19 protein-coding genes are annotated in these 19054 nt (G+C 61.8%); 11 read left to right on the forward strand and 8 right to left on the reverse strand.

Annotated elements, in window-relative coordinates:
- From cobT to ACINK1_RS11040, 4 genes are all read right to left on the reverse strand, one after another.
- The coding region (gene cobT / locus ACINK1_RS11025) for a cobaltochelatase subunit CobT (RefSeq protein ID WP_395760128.1) at nucleotides 1-1882 on the reverse strand (1882 nt) is incomplete at its 3' end.
- Nucleotides 1882-2589: a haloacid dehalogenase type II gene (locus ACINK1_RS11030; protein WP_376800401.1), complete on the reverse strand. Its 708-nt coding sequence runs from the start codon at nucleotides 2587-2589 to the stop codon at nucleotides 1882-1884. The genes cobT and ACINK1_RS11030, both read right to left, overlap by 1 nt.
- Nucleotides 2590-2598: 9 nt before the next feature.
- On the reverse strand, nucleotides 2599-3591 hold the full coding sequence (gene cobS, locus ACINK1_RS11035) for a cobaltochelatase subunit CobS (protein WP_376800402.1): 993 nt from the start codon (nucleotides 3589-3591) through the stop codon (nucleotides 2599-2601).
- A gap of 111 nt (nucleotides 3592-3702) precedes the next feature.
- Entirely contained in the window at nucleotides 3703-4323 is a 621-nt protein-coding gene (locus ACINK1_RS11040) for a J domain-containing protein (protein ID WP_376800403.1), read from the reverse strand.
- 28 nt (nucleotides 4324-4351) lie between these two features.
- Between ACINK1_RS11040 and ACINK1_RS11045 the strand changes: the two genes are divergently transcribed.
- Nucleotides 4352-4729, forward strand: a complete 378-nt coding sequence (locus ACINK1_RS11045; protein ID WP_376800404.1) for a BolA family protein — start codon at nucleotides 4352-4354, stop codon at nucleotides 4727-4729.
- Nucleotides 4730-5149: a hypothetical protein gene (locus ACINK1_RS11050; protein WP_376800405.1), complete on the forward strand. Its 420-nt coding sequence runs from the start codon at nucleotides 4730-4732 to the stop codon at nucleotides 5147-5149.
- 6 nt (nucleotides 5150-5155) lie between these two features.
- On the opposite strand, the gene ACINK1_RS11055 is transcribed toward ACINK1_RS11050, so the two are convergent.
- The 3 genes from ACINK1_RS11055 to ACINK1_RS11065 are packed head-to-tail and all read right to left on the reverse strand — an operon-like array spanning nucleotide 5156 to nucleotide 8223.
- Nucleotides 5156-6487: an HlyC/CorC family transporter gene (locus ACINK1_RS11055; RefSeq protein WP_376800406.1), complete on the reverse strand. Its 1332-nt coding sequence runs from the start codon at nucleotides 6485-6487 to the stop codon at nucleotides 5156-5158.
- Nucleotides 6488-6511: 24 nt separating this feature from the next.
- Nucleotides 6512-7630, reverse strand: a complete 1119-nt coding sequence (gene aroB / locus ACINK1_RS11060) for a 3-dehydroquinate synthase (protein ID WP_376800407.1) — start codon at nucleotides 7628-7630, stop codon at nucleotides 6512-6514.
- Nucleotides 7627-8223 carry a shikimate kinase gene (locus tag ACINK1_RS11065; RefSeq protein WP_376800408.1) on the reverse strand — a complete coding sequence of 199 codons (597 nt, stop codon included), beginning with the start codon at nucleotides 8221-8223 and terminating at the stop codon, nucleotides 7627-7629. The genes aroB and ACINK1_RS11065 overlap by 4 nt, the downstream gene beginning before the upstream one ends.
- Before the next feature lie 192 nt (nucleotides 8224-8415).
- Between ACINK1_RS11065 and ACINK1_RS11070 the strand changes: the two genes are divergently transcribed.
- The 4 genes from ACINK1_RS11070 to ACINK1_RS11085 all read left to right on the forward strand — a co-directional run bounded on the left by ACINK1_RS11070 (nucleotide 8416) and on the right by ACINK1_RS11085 (nucleotide 12290).
- Nucleotides 8416-8571, forward strand: coding sequence for a histidine kinase (locus tag ACINK1_RS11070; protein ID WP_376800409.1), 156 nt, complete (start codon nucleotides 8416-8418; stop codon nucleotides 8569-8571).
- 34 nt (nucleotides 8572-8605) lie between these two features.
- A complete protein-coding gene (locus ACINK1_RS11075; RefSeq protein WP_376800410.1) occupies nucleotides 8606-9523 on the forward strand; it encodes a site-specific tyrosine recombinase XerD in 918 nt (305 codons plus the stop codon).
- 100 nt (nucleotides 9524-9623) lie between these two features.
- Complete coding sequence (locus ACINK1_RS11080; RefSeq protein WP_376800411.1) at nucleotides 9624-10589, forward strand: acetyl-CoA carboxylase carboxyltransferase subunit alpha; 966 nt, start codon at nucleotides 9624-9626, stop codon at nucleotides 10587-10589.
- Between the two features lie 147 nt (nucleotides 10590-10736).
- Complete coding sequence (locus tag ACINK1_RS11085; protein ID WP_376800412.1) at nucleotides 10737-12290, forward strand: L,D-transpeptidase family protein; 1554 nt, start codon at nucleotides 10737-10739, stop codon at nucleotides 12288-12290.
- A gap of 2 nt (nucleotides 12291-12292) precedes the next feature.
- Here the strand turns inward: ACINK1_RS11085 and ACINK1_RS11090 are convergent, their stop codons facing one another.
- Nucleotides 12293-13201 carry a threonine/serine dehydratase gene (locus tag ACINK1_RS11090; RefSeq protein WP_376800413.1) on the reverse strand — a complete coding sequence of 303 codons (909 nt, stop codon included), beginning with the start codon at nucleotides 13199-13201 and terminating at the stop codon, nucleotides 12293-12295.
- Between the two features lie 135 nt (nucleotides 13202-13336).
- Between ACINK1_RS11090 and ACINK1_RS11095 the strand changes: the two genes are divergently transcribed.
- From ACINK1_RS11095 to ACINK1_RS11115, 5 genes are all read left to right on the forward strand, one after another.
- Nucleotides 13337-14512 carry a cell surface protein gene (locus ACINK1_RS11095; protein ID WP_376800414.1) on the forward strand — a complete coding sequence of 392 codons (1176 nt, stop codon included), beginning with the start codon at nucleotides 13337-13339 and terminating at the stop codon, nucleotides 14510-14512.
- Complete coding sequence (locus ACINK1_RS11100) at nucleotides 14509-15468, forward strand: DUF6384 family protein (RefSeq protein ID WP_376800415.1); 960 nt, start codon at nucleotides 14509-14511, stop codon at nucleotides 15466-15468. The genes ACINK1_RS11095 and ACINK1_RS11100 overlap by 4 nt, the downstream gene beginning before the upstream one ends.
- Before the next feature lie 4 nt (nucleotides 15469-15472).
- Nucleotides 15473-16876 (forward strand): hypothetical protein, encoded by a 1404-nt coding sequence (locus ACINK1_RS11105; RefSeq protein ID WP_376800416.1) that lies wholly within the window; start codon nucleotides 15473-15475, stop codon nucleotides 16874-16876.
- Nucleotides 16877-17107: 231 nt separating this feature from the next.
- The gene (locus ACINK1_RS11110) at nucleotides 17108-17476 is read left to right on the forward strand and encodes a DUF485 domain-containing protein (protein WP_376800417.1); all 369 of its coding nucleotides are present in this window, start codon (nucleotides 17108-17110) and stop codon (nucleotides 17474-17476) included.
- Nucleotides 17473-19011, forward strand: coding sequence for a cation acetate symporter (locus ACINK1_RS11115; RefSeq protein WP_376800418.1), 1539 nt, complete (start codon nucleotides 17473-17475; stop codon nucleotides 19009-19011). The genes ACINK1_RS11110 and ACINK1_RS11115 overlap by 4 nt, the downstream gene beginning before the upstream one ends.
- The last annotated feature ends 43 nt before the right edge of the window (nucleotides 19012-19054 follow it).

The raw sequence follows: 19054 nt of genomic DNA on the forward strand, positions 1-19054 counted from the left end.
GCACGCCCCGTCTGGGCGCTCTCTCGGGTCCCGCCGTTTCTTCAAACAGCTCAGCCAGCTTGTCGGTCATGGCGCCACCAAGTTCCTCGGCGTCCACAATCGTCACCGCCCGCCGGTAATAGCGTGTGACGTCATGGCCGATACCAATCGCGATGAGTTCGACCGGCGAGCGCGTTTCGATCTCCTCGATCACCCAGCGCAGATGTTTTTCGAGATAATTGCCGGGGTTGACGGACAGTGTTGAATCATCGACCGGCGCCCCGTCGGAGATCATCATGAGGATTTTACGCGCCTCGGGCCGCGCCAGCAGGCGCTGATGCGCCCAGGACAGCGCCTCGCCGTCGATATTCTCTTTCAACAGCCCTTCGCGCATCATCAAACCAAGATTGCGCCTTGCCCGACGCCACGGCGCATCCGCCGATTTGTAGATGATGTGGCGCAGATCATTGAGGCGGCCGGGATTGGCAGATTTGCCGCCCTGCAACCAGATTTCTCGCGCCTGTCCGCCCTTCCACGCTTTCGTGGTGAAGCCCAAAATCTCCACCTTGACGCCGCACCGCTCCAGCGTGCGCGCCAGAATATCGGCGCAGGTAGCCGCCACCGTGATCGGGCGCCCCCGCATCGAGCCTGAATTGTCGATGAGCAGCGTCACCACCGTATCGCGGAAATTGGTATCGCGCTCCATCATGAAGGAAAGCGGCGAGGTGGGGTCGGTGATGACGCGCGACAGGCGGGCCGGATCAAGCGCGCCCTCCTCAAGGTCGAAATCCCAGGCTCGGTTCTGTTGGGCCAGCAGGCGGCGCTGCAGACGATTGGCAAGGCGCGCCACCACGCCCTGAAGATTGTTCAGCTGCTTGTCCAGATAGGCACGAAGCCGCGTCAGCTCTTCCGCGTCGCACAGCTTGTCGGCCTCGATCATCTCGTCAAAGCGTGTGGAGAAGACCTTGTAGTCAGGCCCGCGCGGCTCGTTCCCTGGCCAGTTGGGCGGCCGGCGCGGCTCGCCCGGCTCCTCTGACTCTCCAGGCTCCGCGTCGTCATCACTGTCAGGGCGCGCTTCGCTGGCTTCCGCATCCCCTGCCATCTCGTCGTCGGACGCGCTTTCAGCCTGTTCGCTCGTCTGCGCCTCGCTGTCCTCGGCTTCATCGCCCGCCTGCACCTGCGGCTCATCATCGGCGTTGGGATCATCCGCCTGTTCGGGATTATCGTTGTCGTCCGCATCGCCGCCAAGCTCATCGCCCATGTCGAGATCGCTCAGCACCTCGCGCACGACTTCACCGAATGCCCGCTGGTTGCCGATGACCTCATCGAGCCGCGCCAGGCTTGCCTGCGCCTTGTCCTCGATCCACGGGCGCCACAGATCGAGCATCTTGCGCGCCGCCGGCGGTACCTTCTGGCCGCTTAACCGCTCACGCACCAGCAGCGACAGCGCTTCTTCCAATGGCACATCCCCGCGCTCGCTGGCATCCTGATAGGAGCTGCGATGGTAGCGGTCCTGCAACATCGACGACAGGTTGCGCGCCGTGCCCGCCATGCGCTGCGAGCCGATAGCCTCGACGCGCGCCTGTTCGACGGCATCGAAAATAGCCCGCGCATTGGGGCCGACCGGCGACAAAGCGCGATGCACCTTCTCGTCATGGCAGGCGATCCTGAGCGCCATCGCATCCGCCTGCCCGCGCAGGATGGCGGCATCCTCCTTCGTCATCTTGCGCGGCGGCTCGGGGAGGCGCGCCCGCTCCGCCGTCAGGCTCGGGCGGTCAGTCGCAAAGGTGACCTCAAGGTCAGGCGCCCGCGCAATCGCCCGCATGGCGACCGCCACCGCCCGCTTCAGCGGCTCAGTCGGGGCGGATTTCGCTGTGCCTTTCTGGGTGGGGGTGAAGGCCATCAGGCGTGAAGCCTCCGCGCCAGATCAACAAGATCGCTTGCCGCATGATCAACCGGCACGGATGGCGCGTGCTCGCCCTTGCCGCCCTCGCCGAATTCAAGCGGCCGCGCGATATGGGCCGTTCTGAGGCCAAGCGCCGCCGCCGAGGACAGATCATAGCTGTGGGCGGCCACCATCATGCATTCCCCGGGCTTCAGGCCGAAGGCTGCGACGGCCGCCAGATAGACACCGGGCTTGGGCTTGTAATCGCGGGCGATTTCGGCGCCGAGGATCGCATCCCAGTGCCAGCCATTATGGCGGGCAAGGCCAGCCATCAGCGCGATATGCCCATTTGAGCAGGGCGCAAGCCAGAAGCGTTCGCTCAACCGCGCAAGCCCTGCGCGCACATCTGCCCAGCCATCAAGGCGATGCCAGATGTGGTTGAGGTCTGCTTTCGTTTCTTCAGAGAGATCGCTCAGCCCGAAGCGCGGCAGGATGCGCTCGAGATTTTCGCGGTGCAGGATATCGAGCAGTACATAGCCGCGACCACCCTGTCGCACCCGCTCCATGGACGGCTGATACTCGGCCCGCCAGGCCTCGGCAAAGGCGATGCCGTCAAGCCCGTCAGCCCTCGCGCCCAGCACCACCTTCACCTCGCGCGCAATCGACCCGCGCCAGTCCGCCAGCGTGCCGAAAACGTCGAAGAAGAGGGCTTTGACCGTCGCCATCGTGCCCCGTCAGCTCAACGCCACATTGGTGGCGCTTTCCGGCAATTCCTTGCCAAAGGCGCGCTGGTAGAATTCGGCGATGAGCTGGCGCTCCAGCTCGTCGCATTTGTTGAGGAAGGTGACGCGGAAGGCAAAACCGATATCACTGCCGAAAATCTCCGCATTTTCCGCCCAGGTGAGCACCGTGCGCGGGCTCATGACGGTTGAGATGTCGCCATTCATGAAGGCGTTGCGCGTCAGATCCGCCACCCGCACCATCTTCGAGACGGTGTCGCGGCCTTCCTTGGTCTTCTGGTAGTGCTTGGCCTTCTTGAAGATGATGTCGACTTCCTGATCATGCGGCAGGTAGTTGAGCGTGGTCACAATCGACCAGCGGTCCATCTGGCCCTGATTGATCTGCTGCGTGCCGTGATAAAGCCCGGTGGTATCGCCAAGACCGATGGTGTTGGCGGTGGCAAACAGGCGGAAGCTTGGATGCGGGCGGATGACCCGGCTCTGGTCGAGCAATGTCAGTTTCCCTGAGACTTCCAGCACGCGCTGGATGACGAACATCACATCCGGGCGGCCTGCGTCATACTCATCGAAGACGAGAGCGATATTGTTCTGCAGCGCCCAGGGCAGCATGCCATCGCGGAATTCGGTGATCTGCTTGCCGTCGCGGACAACAATGGCATCCTTGCCGACAAGATCGATACGCGAGACGTGGCTGTCGAGGTTGATCCGCACGCACGGCCAGTTGAGACGCGCCGCCACCTGCTCGATATGCGTCGACTTGCCGGTGCCGTGATAGCCGGTGACGATGACGCGGCGGTTATGGGCAAAGCCGGCGAGGATGGCGAGCGTGGTGTCGCGGTCAAAGACGTAATCGGGATCAAGATCGGGAACATGCTCCTCTTTCGTGGCGAAAGCCGGCACGACGAGATCGGAATCAATCCCGAACAATTGGCGCACATTGACTGTCGCGTCCGGAAGACCGGTCGCTCCCTTGGCAAGATTTTTCATGTCAGCTCCATTCAAACCGCACCGGCAACGCGCGCGCACTGCCGGCCCGGCCCATCTCCTGTCCTTAGCAGAGGTTTTGCCCGCCGGGGAAGCCGGTCAAACGGATCTCCGTCATGAGCAATATCCGGCCGATTTCAGCAAGGCATAAGCCTGTACGATGTCACGGAAACGGTCTTCCGTCGTCCTGTCGCCGCCATTGGCGTCCGGGTGGAAACGTTTCACCAGCCCCTTGTAGCGCGCCTTGATTTCGGCCGCCTTGGCGCCAGGCTCCAGATTGAGTTTTTCGAAGGCCCGCCGCTCCGCTTCACTGACGCGCGGACCCTCCTTGACGGCGATCTTGGGACCCGCCGGACGCTTGACGCCGGAGCGGGCAAAAAGTTCGAACGGATCGCCATTATCGTCGACTTTTTCGGCGTGCGCGTCGTCGCCCCGGGTAAAACCCTTGACGCCCATCGTCCAGGTCGGGCGATGGCCAACGATGGCCGACTTCTGGAAGCTGGCGACTGCATCATCGCTCATGCCGTTGAAATAATTGTAGCGCGCGTTGTATTCCTTCACGTGGATGAGACAGAAGCGCCAGTACTGGCCTTCATGGTCGCGACCCTTCGGCGCCTTGAACTCACCCTTGAGGGCGCAGCCGGGATGCTCGCAGGCCGGCTCGCCAAGACGGCGCGTGCGATCACGCTCCGGCTTCACCCTGATCCCGTCAAATAGCTTCGATGCCTGTTTCATGCCTGCAAGACTTTCATACCTGCAAGACATGGCCGGGGTAGCGGCGAAAGGCAAGACCGGGCATCGCAGCGGCGGACAATATACGAAGGGGCGTTCACCAGTGATTGACGTCGCTGACAGCCTCGGCAATGGTCCGCTGATGACACGCGCCGAACGACTTCACGACATTCTGACCGGCGGATTCCAGCCGGCCTTTCTGGAAATCATCGACGAATCGGCCCTGCATGCCGGGCATGCAGGCGCCGGATCGGGCGGCGAGACGCATTATCGCGTGACCCTCGTCACGCCGGTTTTCGGCGGATTGAGCCGCGTTGAGCGTCATCGTCGCGTCAATGCCGCACTTGCCGGGGAATTCGCGCAAGGGCTTCATGCTCTTGCCCTGTCGCTGAAAGCACCAGGTGAATAAATGACCGGGCAAGACAATCCGATCGATCAGCGTGGACGCTGGTGTCTGGCGGGACTGATCATGGCAGTGCTTGCTGGCTGCGCCAACCTGCCCTCGGGCGGGCGCCAGCCCGTGCGCTTCCTTTCGCAGCCGGAAGGAGCGCTGGTGACGACGTCGCTTGGCCCAAGCTGCGTCACGCCTTGCACCCTTGACCTGTCACGCTTTGACGGTTTCGAGGCGGTTTTCACCAAAGCGGGCTATGCGAGCGGGAAAGTTCTGGTTGCCAGCATCTTTTCACCTGGGCGCAGCGATGGCGTGACGATCGCGCCGGGCATCCGCTTCGGGCTGACGGAGCGCAACTCCCTGTCCGACCCGGGTGCCAATTTTCGCCGCGAGCTCGTGCCAAATCCGGTCCAGATTGTGCTGGAGCCGGGGCAGTAAGCACCCTCATCCACCCGCCGCCACCGCCTGGCCCAGCGGCGCTGCCGGGCGTTTTGCCTGCGGGGTTGGGGTGATACGAAGCCGCGTCAGCCGGTTGCGCTCCTTGCGCAGAACCTGAAAAGTATAGCCGTGGAAGGTGAACGTCTGGCCGGGATCGGGGATCATCCGCGCCTCATGGATGACGAGGCCGGCAATCGTCGTTGCCTCTTCATCCGGCAGCGCCCAGTCCATCTTGCGGTTGAGGTCGCGAATGGGCACCTGGCCATCCGCACTTACCGCGCCGTCGGCCTGCACGCGAACGCCGGGAAGTTCCTCGTCCGTCTCGTCGGAAATTTCACCGACAATCTCCTCGATGATATCCTCCAGCGAGATCAGCCCCATGACCTCGCCATATTCGTCAACCACCAGCGCCATATGGGCGCGCCGCTTGAGGAAGGCTTTCAACTGGTCACGCAGCGGCGTCGTGTCCGGCACGAACCAGGCCGGAGAGATAATGTCGTCGATGCTGACCTTGCTGGCGTTGTCGCCGGCCGCATGGATGGCGCGCACCAGCGATTTGGCATGCAGGATACCAACAATATTCTGCGCTTCACCGCGCCAGAGCGGCAGCCGCGTATAAGGGCTCTCCAGCGCTGCCGTGATGATCTCGCTCACCGGCCTGTCGGCATCCAGCGCCAACACCTTGGTGCGGTGGACCATGATGTCAGACACCGTCAGATCGCTGAGGTCGAGCAGCCCGCCCAGCATGTGGCGGTCCTCGCGCTCGACCGATCCATCCTTGGCAAGAAGATCAACCGTACCGCGGATTTCCTCCGCGCCCGTCATCGCATCCTGCTGATCGCCCGGTCGCACGCCAACCAGTTTGAGAACGCCACGCACCAGAAGATCGACCGCCCGCGCCACCGGGCCGATCAGGACGACGATCAACTCGACCGCCGGAGCAACCAGCAAGGCACCACGCTCAGGATCGGCGATCGCCACTGTCTTCGGCAAGACTTCGGAGAAAACGATGACGAGAACGCTCACCACGACGGTAGCGTAGACGATACCGACCTCGCCAAAGAGCGCGAGCAGGATACCCGTCGTCAGCGATGCCGCAGCCGTGTTGACGAGGTTGTTGCAGATGAGAAGCGTGCCGATGAGGTGCTCGCGGATGTCAAGCAGCCGCATGACACGCGCGGCACGTTCATCGCCACTGTTCTGCAATTGCAGGATTCGCGCTCGCGAGGCCGCCGTGAGCGCGGTTTCCGAGCCGGAAAAGAAAAACGAACTCGCAAGGAGAGCGGCCACTATCAGGCTCAGAAACAGCAGCCCGCCAGTCGTCAGATCATCGAACATGATACCCTCATGGCAGGCCGGCCTTCACCGCCCGCACATCTCATCATCAAGAAATCGCATCATACCAGCACCATCGACATCCCTGGCGATGAACGCGCTGCCGATACCCTTGACCAGAATGAAAGTAAGCTTGCCACGCGAGACTTTCTTGTCCTGGGCCATCGCCGCCATGATATCGGCACTGGCGCCCACACCGCCAGCGATATCGCTGATGCGCGTGGGCAACCCAACTGCTCGCAAATGCCGCTCAACGCGCTGCGCCACCACCGCCGCCGCCAGCCCTGAGCGGGCCGAATAACGGAAGGCGAGCGCCACACCGATGGCAACCGCTTCGCCATGAAGCAGCCGGTCAGAATATCCGCTCAGCGCCTCAAGGGCATGGGCAAACGTATGACCCAGATTGAGGAGCGCCCGCTCCCCCTGCTCGGTCTCATCGCGCGCGACAATGGCAGCCTTCATGGCGCAGCTTTTTGAAATGGCGTGAATGCGTTCATCCCCGCCTGCGAATATCCCCTGCCAATGCGCTTCCAGCCAGTCGTAAAAGACACCATCGCCCAGCAATCCGTATTTGACAATCTCGGCATAACCCGCACGCATATGGCGCGCGCTGAGCGTATCAAGAGCATCACTGTCGGCCAGCACCAGGCAGGGCTGATGGAAGGCGCCGATGAGATTCTTGCCGGCTGGTGAATTGATGCCCGTCTTGCCGCCAACCGACGAATCGACCTGTGCCAGCAGGCTGGTTGGAATCTGCACCACGTCAATGCCGCGCCGCGTCAGCGCCGCCGCGCAACCGGCAAGATCACCGACCACACCTCCGCCAAGCGCAATCACCAGATCGCGTCGCTCGATGCGTGCGCTAATCAGCCCTTCGCTCACTTGCTCCAGCATGCGCCAGCTCTTCGACGCCTCGCCCGGCGCCACCAGCACCTCGTGCGCGGTGATGCCGGCCTTGCTCAAACTCGATCGCAGAGCCGCGCCGTGATGGCTGAAGACGGTCGTATCGCTGACGATGGCCACATTGGCACCGGGACGCAGATGGGCGATCCGCGCGCCAGCCTCGGCAATCACGCCGCCACCAACAACGATGTCGTAGCCGCGCTTGCCAAGATCGACGCGCACGACGGACGGTGCTGCGCTCATGTGGGTCTGTTCTCCTGATCAAGCCTGTCTGCCAACGCCGCAAAAAGCGCGTCGACGACCTGCTCCTGCGGGATGTCGCGGCTTTCGACGGTCACATCGGCCAGCTGGTAGACCGGTTCGCGCTGGACAAGAAGCGCCCGCAGCGTCGCATCGGGATCCGCGGTGCGCAGAAGCGGACGATTGGCTCGTTTGCGCACGCGCCGCATCAGCACGTCGGGATCAGCTTTGAGCCAGACGGATATCGCCTCGCGGGCGATGTTGGCGCGCGTTGTGCCATTCATGAAGGCGCCGCCGCCGGTCGCAATCACCTTGCGCCCGCCGCCCAGCAATCGGGCGATGACCTTCGCCTCGCCAATGCGAAAATCACTTTCACCCCGCGTTTCGAAAATTTCCGATACGCTCATGCCCGCCGCGACTTCAATTTCGTGATCGGCATCGACGAAGGGCAGGGCGAGGCGCTCGGCAAGGCGCCGGCCAACCGACGTCTTGCCGGCCCCCATCATACCCACCAGCACGATCGAGCGATCCTTGAGCCGCGCCAGAAGCCGCTCCACCTGGGGAGCAGACGATAGGACGATTGCACGCTCACTCATGGCCAGCACCACGAGCAGAACAATCGAATATGAGCATCAGCAGCGACAACAGACGACCCGATGGTAACCGCGCAGGAGACGAACACCATGGCATCGTCCCGCGTTGACGCGATGTTGCCACAGCCAGCGTTCATCTATCAGCGCTGCGGCCTCTTGTGAATTGTTCCTCGTACAGGCATGTTGGCCCGTGCGATGCCCACACTCTTCAAGTTCATCACTTTTTGCGCCGTCGTCGCCGGGACAATTTTCCTCGGCATGTACGCGCTTGCGACCTTTGTCGAGCCCCATCCGGCTGATCTGAGCTTCACCGTCCCTGCGGATAAATTGCGCAAGGACGACCAGCGTTAACCGCTTTTTGTCTGATTAGCTCCTTCATGAGCCGATGAACAGCCTTGGGGCCATCGACACGTTTCTGGAGATGTTGAGCGTTGAGCGTAACGCTGCGGCGAACACGCTTGCGGCATATCGACGTGATCTTGAGGGCCTCGCAACTTTTCTTCGCGCCGGCGCCTCGGCTCTGGGTGAAGCCACGACAGACGAATTGCGCCTTTATCTGGAACATCTGGCAAACGACGGACTGTCGGCAGCCTCAAGCGCCCGAAAACTGTCGGCGATGCGCCAGTTTTACCGGTTTATGCTGGATGAAGGCTGGCGCAAGGATAATCCGACCCTCCTCATCGACGCGCCAAGGCGCCACCAGCCCCTGCCCAAAGTGCTGTCGAGCGAGGATATCGACCGCCTGATCGTCACCGCGCAGAAAATTGCCGGCAACACCGACCTGCCGCCAGCACAGCGTCTGCGCGCGACACGCCTGATCTGCCTCATCGAGATTGCCTATGCGAGCGGCCTGCGCGTCAGCGAATTGATAAGCCTTCCCCGTTTGGCAGCAAAGCCCGGCTTGCAGATGATCGCCGTCATGGGCAAGGGACACAAGGAACGCCTCGTCCCTCTGGGCGACGTCGCGCGCGAGGCAATGGCCGCTTATCTGGCGCTGGCGGGCGCAACCGACAGCCCATGGCTGTTTCCCTCGCGCGGCGCCAGCGGCCATCTCACGCGTCAGCATTTTGCCCGTGATCTCAAAGCGATCGCCGCAGCAAGCGGCATCGACCCGTCCCGCCTGTCGCCGCACGTGCTGCGCCATGCCTTCGCCAGCCATCTGCTGCAGGGTGGCGCTGATCTGCGGGTGGTTCAGCATCTGCTGGGCCATGCCGATATCGCCACGACCCAGATTTACACGCATCTCCCCGATGCCCGTCTGCACGGGCTGGTACGCGACCATCATCCGTTGATGGATGACTGAAACAGCCCGACCCCGTCCCTTGACAGGTCTCCCCCCTCTCGCCAGTGTCCCCGGCGCTGTCCGCAGGCTGGCTTGAAAACAGGACTGATCCATCGATCCCATGCGTTTTTTTCTGGATTTCGAGAAACCCGTCGCTGATTTCGAGGCCAAGCTCGCCGAGTTGCAGGCGCTTGCCGCCGCCCAGAGCGGCGTTGCCGGCAGCAGCGATGAAATCGCCAGGCTGGAAGCCCGCGCCCGCTCATCGCTGAAAGACATCTACGCAAAGCTGACACCGTGGCAGAAAACGCAGGTGGCGCGCCACCCCGAGCGTCCGCATTGCAGCGACTATATCGCCCGCCTCATCAGTGATTTCGTACCGCTGGCGGGTGACCGTAAATTCAGCGAGGATGCCGCCATCATTGCCGGTCTGGGGCGTTTTCGCGGGCGAAGCATCGCCTTTCTCGGCCATGAAAAGGGCGCGGACACCGAAGCACGACTGAAGCATAATTTCGGCATGGCGCGCCCGGAAGGCTATCGCAAGGCGGTGCGCCTGATGGACATGGCCGAGCGCTTTTCTCTGCCGGTGATTGCGCTTGTCGACACGCCCGGCGCGTTTCCAGGCATTGACGCTGAAGAGCGCGGCCAGGCGGAGGCGATTGCCCGCTCGACCGATGCCTGCCTTGGGCTTGGCGTCCCCAACATTGCCATCATCATTGGTGAAGGCGGTTCAGGCGGCGCCATCGCCATCGCCGCCGCCAATCGCGTCCTGATGCTGGAGCATTCCATCTACAGCGTCATCTCGCCGGAGGGCGCGGCCTCCATCCTGTGGCGCGATTCGGCGCGTGCCCAGGACGCGGCAACCGCCATGAAGATCACGGCGCAGGATTTGAAGCGCCTTGGCGTCATCGACGCGATCATCGCCGAACCGCTGGGCGGCGCCCATCGCGAGCCGCAAAAGGCGATGGATGCAGTGGGCGATGAAATATCCCGCCATCTTGCCGCGCTCGAATCCCTGAATGTTGAGGATATCCGCCGCCTCCGGCGCGAGAAATTTCTCGCCATCGGCCGCGCCGCGCTGTCGTCATGACAGGTGATGCAGCGCCACTTCACCGCGAATTGTAGAGAAAACGGCCTGTTCTTTACGCTTTGGTCTTGTGTTAGGCATAATGAAAAGATACCGGTGCGCCTGAGATATGGCAGCATTTTTGCCGTTTTTCGTTGTATAAGGGTTGGCATGACGTTGAGCCGTATCCGCATTCTTCTGACAGCAACGCTGATGCTGGCGCTTGGCGCCTGCTCCGAGCGCTCGCCGCTTTATACGCCCAAGCAGTTGCGCGCGGTATCGGCCGAGACCCGCGAACTGATGGATACGCTTGGCATCGACAAATATGCGCCCATCCTCATGCGTGTCTTCAAGGCTGAAGGCAAATTGGAGGTGTGGAAGCGCACCCGCAAGGATGAACGCTTCGCTTTGCTCAAAACCTATGAGATCTGCCGCTGGTCGGGCGATCTGGGTCCCAAGCGCAAGGAGGGCGACCGCCAGGCACCGGAAGGCTTCTATCCCATCACGCCGCCGCAGTTGAACCCGCGGTCGAGCTATTTCCTGGCCTTCGACACCGGCTATCCAAACAGTTTCGATCGCGCACTTGATCGCACCGGCTCCAATCTCATGGTCCACGGCGATTGTTCCTCGCGCGGCTGCTTTGCGATGACCGACAAGCAGATGCAGGAAATCTTCGCGCTTGCCCGCGACGCCTTCGATGGCGGCCAGCAGGCCTTCCAGATGCAGATTATGCCCTTCCGCATGACGCCTGCCAACATGCATCGCTTCCGCAATAACGAGAACATCGCCTTCTGGCGCATGATCAAGGAAGGCTCGGATCATTTCGAGGCGACATTGCGTGAACCAAACGTCCAGGTGTGCGGCAAGCGCTACGTATTCGATCACCAGCCGCTTGACCCGTCAGCTAGATTCTCAGCCTCCGAAGCCTGCCCGGCCTCGCAGATACCCCAGAGCATAGCCAGCGCGGTTGCCGAAAAGCGCAAGGCGGAGGCCGTGAAGCTCGCCGAAATCCTTGAACACGAGCACGCAACCAAGCCTCACGTGACCGCGCAGGCCGGCCATACGCCGCTGCCCGTTCATGCCATTTACAAATCACGCCAGGTCATTCGCGCCAGCCTGCCTTCCGCCGGCCCCGAGGCTCTGACGCTGTTGCCCGGCGCTGAGGCCGGCCCGACCACCGAACTGAAACAGATTGCGCGTGGTGAAATTCAGCCAGCCGCTGTGCCCGACAGTCAGGCAGCAACCGAAAATACGACGAATGCGGGCGCGATCGCACCGGCAGCCGTAGCGCTTGCCACGCCGCCGCCGCCCGCCGGTATTACGCCCGCCACCACCCCGGTTGCCGCCATCGCGACAACACAAATCGCCAATGCGCCTTTAGTACCCGCACAGCAGCCTGCCGCAGCGCCGCCCGCTCTCGCGACACAATCTGCAACTCTGAACGCTGCCCCGCCGCCAAACGCGATCAGCAGCCTCTTTGGCAATGTCATTTCTGCTTTCGCACCGGCAGAGCAACGCGTAGAGGCCATCGACGGCGCGCCCGCGCCGGACGCTCCACGCCCCCTGCCCTCACCGCTGCGCTCGAAACTGGCCGGTACAGCGACGCTGGCGCCGGCTGCTGCAGGAACGGAGCCTGCAAAGACGCAATCCGACGCCGGTTTCCTTGAAAAAACCTTCGGCGCGCTCAGCCTGCCGGGGTTCGGACGTTCCTGGCCCGAGCCGTGACGTCACACCACCGATGACGGATCGGTATTGGCCCCGCACAGAAGAACGCCGACCCGCTCGCCCTGTGCCGGGCGGTAACCACCCGATTGCAACGCGGCGAGCGCTGCCGCCCCGCCCGGCTCGGCAACGATCCGCATCTCGCGCCACAGCCAATTCTGCGTCTGCCTGATCGCCTCATCGTCCACCAGCACCACATGATCCACATAGCGCTCGGCCACCGCCAGCACACGCTGCCCGCAATTGCGCGCGCCCAAACTGTCGGCGGCAATGCTGCTCACCGCAACGTCCACCGGTCTGCCAGCCTTGAGGGAAGCATGCAGGGCGCAGGAGCCTTGCGGCTCCACACCCACCACCTTGACACGCCGCTCAAACCAGCGGGCGATACCAGCGATGAGGCCGCCACCGCCTGCCGCCACCAGAACCGTATCGAGCTGCGGCGATTGCTCTTCCCATTCAGCGCCAAGCGTCCCCTGACCGGCGATGGTTGCCCAGCTGTCGTAGGCATGAACCGGGAGCGCGCCGCTTTCCTTCACATGGAGATCACACGCCGCCGCCGCGTCAGCGTAGCTCGCACCGCCGATGACGATCGCCGCCCCGCAGGCGCGGATGCGGGCAATTTTGGCTGGTGACGAAATTTCAGGAACGAAAATCTTTGCCTTGAGCCCGAGGCGCTGGGCGGCAAGCGCCACCGCAGCCCCGTGATTACCCCCTGAAGCTGCCGCAACGCCTGCCTCAGGAATCGTCTGCGACAGGAGATTATTGAACGCCCCGCGCGCCTTGAACGAGCCTGAATGCTGCAGAAATTCCAGTTTGAGGAGCGCTCCGGTGGATGTGTCAGCGAGGACCGGCGTGGTGCGGATGTGAGATGTGACGCGCTGGCGGGCAGAGCGAATATCAGCAAGAGTGATCATGAGGCTCGATGTTCCGTTGTTGTCACAAATTCGACCGGACTGACATACGCGCGTTGCGTAATTCCTGCCAATATCGCACCTTAGGGGCAGACCGCGACAAGCGGAACAGTCCGCGACACTGCGTGAGGGAGCATTATGGCCGATATCGTCATCAAGACACCGATGCAATATCTCGACAAGGCGACAGGCGCGCTGCGCGATCTCGGCCTTTTGCCGACGCGAACCGAAGAGGCGCCGGTCAACGCGCTGCTGGAGCAGATATCGAGCCTCGAGCCCGACAAGATCGCCATTATCGCCCGCACCCTCAACCAGACCTCTGTCTTCAACGAGGTGGTGCGCGAGCAAGTCTCCAATATGGAAGTCGGCGAGCGCTACAAGATCATCACCAGCGGCTTCAACTCGATCCGTGATGATTGCAAGCGCATGGTCGATCAGATGAGCGACGGCAAGCTCGATATGCTGGAGCGCGCCACCAACACCTGGATGAAGATCGCCCGCGGCGACGTCGCCGACCGTTTCGACAAGATCCGCTCCACTTACCTTGAAGTGACCAAGGAGACCAGCAACCAGATCAAGCGCGAGCAGATCATTCTCGATGCTTACCGCGATTTTCGCGGCGCGGTGAAACAGGCCGAAGTGCTGGCGCTCGAAGTGCTGAAGGCGGCCAACGGCAAGCTTGACGCTGAACGCGCCGCGCTGAAGCAGGCATCCGATGTTGTCGGCTCCTACGCCGGCAGCGAGCCGGCGGAGCGGGCCAGGCTCGAACTGACCCGCGATGAACAGCTGCGCATCACCCAGGACGAGGAAAAGCGCTACCAGATCGCCAAGGACCTCTCCGACAATCTGACGATTTCCTACAATACCTCCGAAGTCGTCATGGCCCGCCTCATGCAGACAACGAGCGCCAAGGAGCGCGTCTATGCCCAGGCCGTGAGCTTCTTCTCCACCAATGATTCGGTGCTGACCGCGCTCAAAGCGTCATTCACCGGCATGTTCGGCCTCCATGAATCGACAGCCACGCTGGAGGCGATGAAAGAAGGTGTCTCGAAATCGCTCGAGGTTCTCTCCGAGATCGGCGACAAGGTGCAGGAAGCAGCCGTGCGCGCCGGCTACGGGCCAACCATCCGCGCTGACGCGGTGAAGAAACTTGTCGATTCGGTTGTCAACTTTCAGGAGCGTTCCCAGATCATCATCGAGGAGATGCGAAAAGCCTCGAGCGCCAATTCTGCCGAAATCCGCGATGCGGTCGAGGACGGCAAGAAGCGCATCGCCAAGCTCATCGCTGACGGCAAGGCCCTGCCGCTGTCATGAGCGATACTTCTGCCAGCAACTCGGCGCCCGCATCCCCCAAACCCGACAAGCTCGACGAGCTGATGCTGGCGATGGATGTCGTTGATACGCTGCGCCATCGCGATATCCTCGTTGAGCGCGAACTCAACGAGGAGGAGCGCGAGAAATCGCTCGTCGACCGTCTGCGCGGTTTGTACAAGAGTCAGGGCATCGAGGTGTCCGAAAGCGTGTTGCATGAAGGCGTGAAGGCGCTGGATGAAAACCGCTTTGCCTATCACCCGGCACCGCCTGGCCTTGCCCGCAATCTCGCCTGGATCTGGGTCAAGCGTGGCGTGATCAGCCGCTTTGTGTTGGGCGCGCTTGCCGCCCTGATCATTGCGGTGACCGGTTATCAGGTCGCGGTTGTTGCTCCAGCCGAGCAGGCGGCCCGGTCAGCGCGCGACGAACTCACCATCGATCTGCCCAAAGCGCTGGATATCGCCACGAAAGCAGCTCTTGGCGAAGCCCAGATCGATACGGCCCGCCAGCGGGCAACGGCTCTTTCGGCTGCCGGAAAGCTGGCGCTTGAGCGCGGCAATGCGGACGAAGCCCGCGGCGCCGTTGCGGCCCTTGATCAGCTTACCCAGCAATTGCGTCTCGAATTCACCCTGCGCATACCCGCCCGGCCGGAGGAGCAGACAGGCTTTGCCCGCGAAAATAACGCGGCACCCGGCGGCCGCGGTCTTTATGTTGTGGTCAATGCCATTGATCTTGATGAAAAACCGGTGCGGTTACGGGTGCGCAATGAAGAAACAGGCGATACCGACACCGTCTCGCGCTTCGCCGTGCGTGTGCCTCAGGCCACCTATCAGGCGATCCGCGCCGACAAGCAGGCAAACGGTATCCTGCAGCGCGTCCGCCTGGCCGAAAAGCGGCGCGGCTTTCTTGAGCCCGACTATCTGATGGCGGTTGAATCGGGCCGTCTGACCAAATGGTGAATGGATGATTTCCGGGCGAGAAGCTCTGCACGGCCTCGAACAGACCATTCTTGGTCTCAAAGGGGATGAAAGCCGGCTCGATGCGGCGCTGGCCTCAGCCAATGAGGAGGCAGCCCGTGCCAGGCAGGCTGAAGCTGATGGTTTCCGGGCGCTGGCACGCATCAAGCTCGATCTTCTGGCACAGACCGAGCTTCTCAACGATCTCGATAGCATTGAACGCCGCGCGCTTGACATGATCGCCGGCGAACGTGCCGTGCTTGCTGCCCTGGACAGAAAACGCAGCGATGCGCTCGACGTCCAGCACAAGGCAGAGGATAACAAGCGCGACAGCGGGCGGGTTCTTGCTGCAGCGATTGAAACACTCGAGGCCAAGCACCGTGCCGTCGCACAAACCGTCACCACGACACCTGACTGGCAAAAGGCCAGGCAGGGCGTTGAAGCGGCACGCCTGACGGCACAGGCTGCCGCCGAAAAATCACAACGCGCCAGCGACGACCTGACCCAGAAGCGAAAGCCCTACGAAAACGATCCGCTGTTCATGTATCTGTGGCAGCGCAAGCATGGCACAAACGAGGATCGCACCGGCTTTTTCGTGCGGTTTTTTGACCGGCGCGTCGCCCGCCTCATCGGCTATGGCGATGCCCGCGCCAACTATGCGATGCTGTTGTCCATCCCCGCCCGTCTCAGCGAGCACGCAGCCGCCAAGCTGCAGTCGATCACCGACGCCAAGGCCGTGCAAGGCACGATCGAACGACAAGCCCTTGTAGCCGCTGGCATCGGCCCGCTGGAAGAGGCTCTGCAGGCCGCACAGGCAAAAGACCAGGCGGCCCAGGCAGCCGCAGCCGCTGCCGCTGCAGCCGTTCAGGCGGTGGAGGGCGAGCGAACCGCTCTGGTGCAAAGCGAGGATGGTGGGCGAAAATCCGCCATCGCCCTGCTGGCTGATCGTCTGTCACGGGCTGACATGCGCCAGCTCTATGCCGACGCCTTCAAAACACCGACACCGGACGATGAGAACGCGCTGAACGCCATCACGCGGGCCCGCCAAGCCATCGCCAGGGCCGATCAGGACACAGCCAAAATTCGGTCGCAGATCCAGGATATGGCGCGCAAGCGTGCCGAGCTGGAATCAGCAAGGGATGGCGCCCGCGCCCAGGGCTATGACAGTCCATGGGGAAATTTCGCCAACCACGTTCTCATCTCCGATATTATCCGCGGCATCGTCGCCGGCGCCCTCTCGTCAAGCGATCTTGGCCGGGCCATGGCTGGCGAATATCGTCGGCGCGACCCGGGCTTCGGCGGCAACTGGGGGGGCGGTTCCGGCGCGTCGGGCGGGCAGAGCCCCTGGGGTGGCCAATCATCATCGCCTCCCGCCTCCGGCAGCGGCTGGCGCACGACCGACAGTTTCTGACCATCAGTTGTGTTTTCTCTCCCGCGCTTTGATCGCTTGATCTCCAGTAATCAGGAGGGTACATAGCTCCTGCACGCGATTTTGATTGCGCGCCCGGGGCTCTGTACGCACATTGCCAATTGAGTTCATAATGTGTCCGATGATTCTGTCGGTGACCAGGCTTTGATCTTCTCAACAATAACTGCTGTTTTTTGCTGAAAATGCCTAATGTCGTCCGTGGACGTCAAATAAATGGAGAAAGAAAAAATGGCCGAACCAGTTAAAATGAGTGCTGACAGCAATATACCTGGCGCCTGGATAAAGGGCGTGGAGAGCATGGAATTCAAAACTCTCATAGCGACCAGAACAAAATTTATCTACTTTATGTTGTTTATCTTCTGTGTAGGGTTTGTCGGACTATCACTCCTTTTAAGTTTCCAGAGATCGTTGATGGGACTGAAAGTATTCGGTCCTCTTAATCTCGGTTTTGTCCTCATCATCGCTAATTATATTATGGCGTGGGCTATCGCCATTATCTATGCACGTGTCTCGGAACGCGACCACGACCCCTTGATCGCCGCTGTCATTGCCCAGGCACGCAAGGCTGGAGGCAAATCATGAACTGGATTTCCATTGGTATTTTTGCCGTCATTATGGCCCTGACCTTGTGGGTGACCGCCTGGTCCTCCGGGCGCACCCGCACCGCCAGCGAATTCTACACCGGCGGCAAGGGACTGACTGCCGCGCAAAACGGCTTTGCCCTGGCGGGTGACTGGTGTTCAGCTGCCGCCTTCCTCGGCTTCACCGGCCTCACCGCTCTGTTCGGCATGGATGGCGCCTTCTACGCGGTGGGCCCGCTCCTGGCGTTTTGCACCGTGCTGCTGCTGATCGCCGAACCGTTGCGCAACACCGGCACCTATACGATGGGTGATGTGATCTTGTACCGTATGCGTCAACCCTCGGCGTTGTGGGCCTCAGCCGTCGGCGCGATTATCATCAACCTGGCCTATATGATCCCGCAGATGGCCGGTGGCGGCGTCCTCATCAAGCTTCTGTTCGGGCTTCGCTACGATGTGTCAGTCGTCCTCGTTGGTATCGGCATGATCCTTTATGTCGCCATCGGTGGCATGCTTGCCACCAGCTGGGTGCAGATCATCAAGGCCGTCCTCATGCTGGGTGCCGGTTTGATCATCCTCGTGCTGGCTCTGGCCGGTGTGAATTTCAACCCGCTCACCCTGTTCGAATCAGCCGAAGCCAAGGCCGGCGCCGCCTTCATGCTGCCCGGCAATCTCCTGAAGAACCCGTGGGATGAATTGTCTCTCGGATTGGCCATCATGCTGGGGCTTGCCGGTCTGCCCCATGTCATGACGCGCTTTTACACGGTGCCTGACGCCAAGACGGCGCGTAAATCGGTCATCTGGGTGATGTTCCTTGCCGGTTCCTTCTTCTTCTGCACAACCATCTTTGGCATGGCGGCCGTCCATTATCTCGGCCCTCAGGCGCTGCGCGTCGGCAATCCCGGCGGTAATCTGACGCTGCCACTGCTCGCCGAATTCCTCGGCGGCGGCAAGGGAACCTTGGGCGGTCAGATCATGGTGGGCTTTGTCTCGGCCGTGGCCGTGGCCACCATCCTTGCGGTGGTTGCCGGTCTGACACTGGCAACCTCGGGCACGATTGCCAATGACATTTATGTCAATCTCATCATGAAGGGGAAGGTGGAGGAAAAAAGCCAGGTCATGGTCGCCCGGCTGAGTTCAATCGGCATCGGCATCTTTGCCATCGTCCTTGGCATTCTTGCCGAAGGCGTCAATGTCGCCATCCTCGTCTTTCTCGCCATCGGCATCGCCGCCAGCACCAATTTCCCGGTGGTGGCGTTGTCGATCTTCTGGCGCCGCTTCACCACGGCAGGCGTCATCGGCGGTGTGGCGCTTGGTCTGGTATCAGCCCTTTATCTGGTGCTGATCGGCCCGGCCGGCAAGTTTTATGCTGGCCCGGAGGGATGGTGGCAGATCGCCAATCCAACCATCGTCTCCCTGCCGCTTGGCATTCTCGGGGCGATCCTCGGCAGCCTCCTCGGCACGCGCGACATGGAGAATGAAAAGCGCTTCGACGAGGTGATGTTCCGCACCCAGACGGGCATCAAATCAGACGTCTGAGACCGCTACATCACCGGCATACAAAACGCGCGCCCCACCTGGC

The organism is Raskinella chloraquaticus (SeqCode), from assembly GCF_021731865.1.
Lineage (GTDB): Bacteria > Pseudomonadota > Alphaproteobacteria > Rhizobiales > UBA4765 > Raskinella > Raskinella chloraquaticus.

Bases quoted from the DNA above. Each gene is read 5' to 3' on its own strand.
- ACINK1_RS11030 (WP_376800401.1), bottom strand. From the start codon at position 2,589: ATGGCGACGGTCAAAGCCCTCTTCTTCGACGTTTTCGGCACGCTGGCG.
- cobS (WP_376800402.1), bottom strand. From the start codon at position 3,591: ATGAAAAATCTTGCCAAGGGAGCGACCGGTCTTCCGGACGCGACAGTC.
- ACINK1_RS11040 (WP_376800403.1), bottom strand. From the start codon at position 4,323: ATGAAACAGGCATCGAAGCTATTTGACGGGATCAGGGTGAAGCCGGAG.
- ACINK1_RS11045 (WP_376800404.1), top strand. From the start codon at position 4,352: ATGGCCGGGGTAGCGGCGAAAGGCAAGACCGGGCATCGCAGCGGCGGA.
- ACINK1_RS11050 (WP_376800405.1), top strand. From the start codon at position 4,730: ATGACCGGGCAAGACAATCCGATCGATCAGCGTGGACGCTGGTGTCTG.
- ACINK1_RS11055 (WP_376800406.1), bottom strand. From the start codon at position 6,487: ATGTTCGATGATCTGACGACTGGCGGGCTGCTGTTTCTGAGCCTGATA.
- aroB (WP_376800407.1), bottom strand. From the start codon at position 7,630: ATGAGCGCAGCACCGTCCGTCGTGCGCGTCGATCTTGGCAAGCGCGGC.
- ACINK1_RS11065 (WP_376800408.1), bottom strand. From the start codon at position 8,223: ATGAGTGAGCGTGCAATCGTCCTATCGTCTGCTCCCCAGGTGGAGCGG.
- ACINK1_RS11070 (WP_376800409.1), top strand. From the start codon at position 8,416: ATGCCCACACTCTTCAAGTTCATCACTTTTTGCGCCGTCGTCGCCGGG.
- ACINK1_RS11075 (WP_376800410.1), top strand. From the start codon at position 8,606: ATGAACAGCCTTGGGGCCATCGACACGTTTCTGGAGATGTTGAGCGTT.
- ACINK1_RS11080 (WP_376800411.1), top strand. From the start codon at position 9,624: ATGCGTTTTTTTCTGGATTTCGAGAAACCCGTCGCTGATTTCGAGGCC.
- ACINK1_RS11085 (WP_376800412.1), top strand. From the start codon at position 10,737: ATGACGTTGAGCCGTATCCGCATTCTTCTGACAGCAACGCTGATGCTG.
- ACINK1_RS11090 (WP_376800413.1), bottom strand. From the start codon at position 13,201: ATGATCACTCTTGCTGATATTCGCTCTGCCCGCCAGCGCGTCACATCT.
- ACINK1_RS11095 (WP_376800414.1), top strand. From the start codon at position 13,337: ATGGCCGATATCGTCATCAAGACACCGATGCAATATCTCGACAAGGCG.
- ACINK1_RS11100 (WP_376800415.1), top strand. From the start codon at position 14,509: ATGAGCGATACTTCTGCCAGCAACTCGGCGCCCGCATCCCCCAAACCC.
- ACINK1_RS11105 (WP_376800416.1), top strand. From the start codon at position 15,473: ATGATTTCCGGGCGAGAAGCTCTGCACGGCCTCGAACAGACCATTCTT.
- ACINK1_RS11110 (WP_376800417.1), top strand. From the start codon at position 17,108: ATGGAGAAAGAAAAAATGGCCGAACCAGTTAAAATGAGTGCTGACAGC.
- ACINK1_RS11115 (WP_376800418.1), top strand. From the start codon at position 17,473: ATGAACTGGATTTCCATTGGTATTTTTGCCGTCATTATGGCCCTGACC.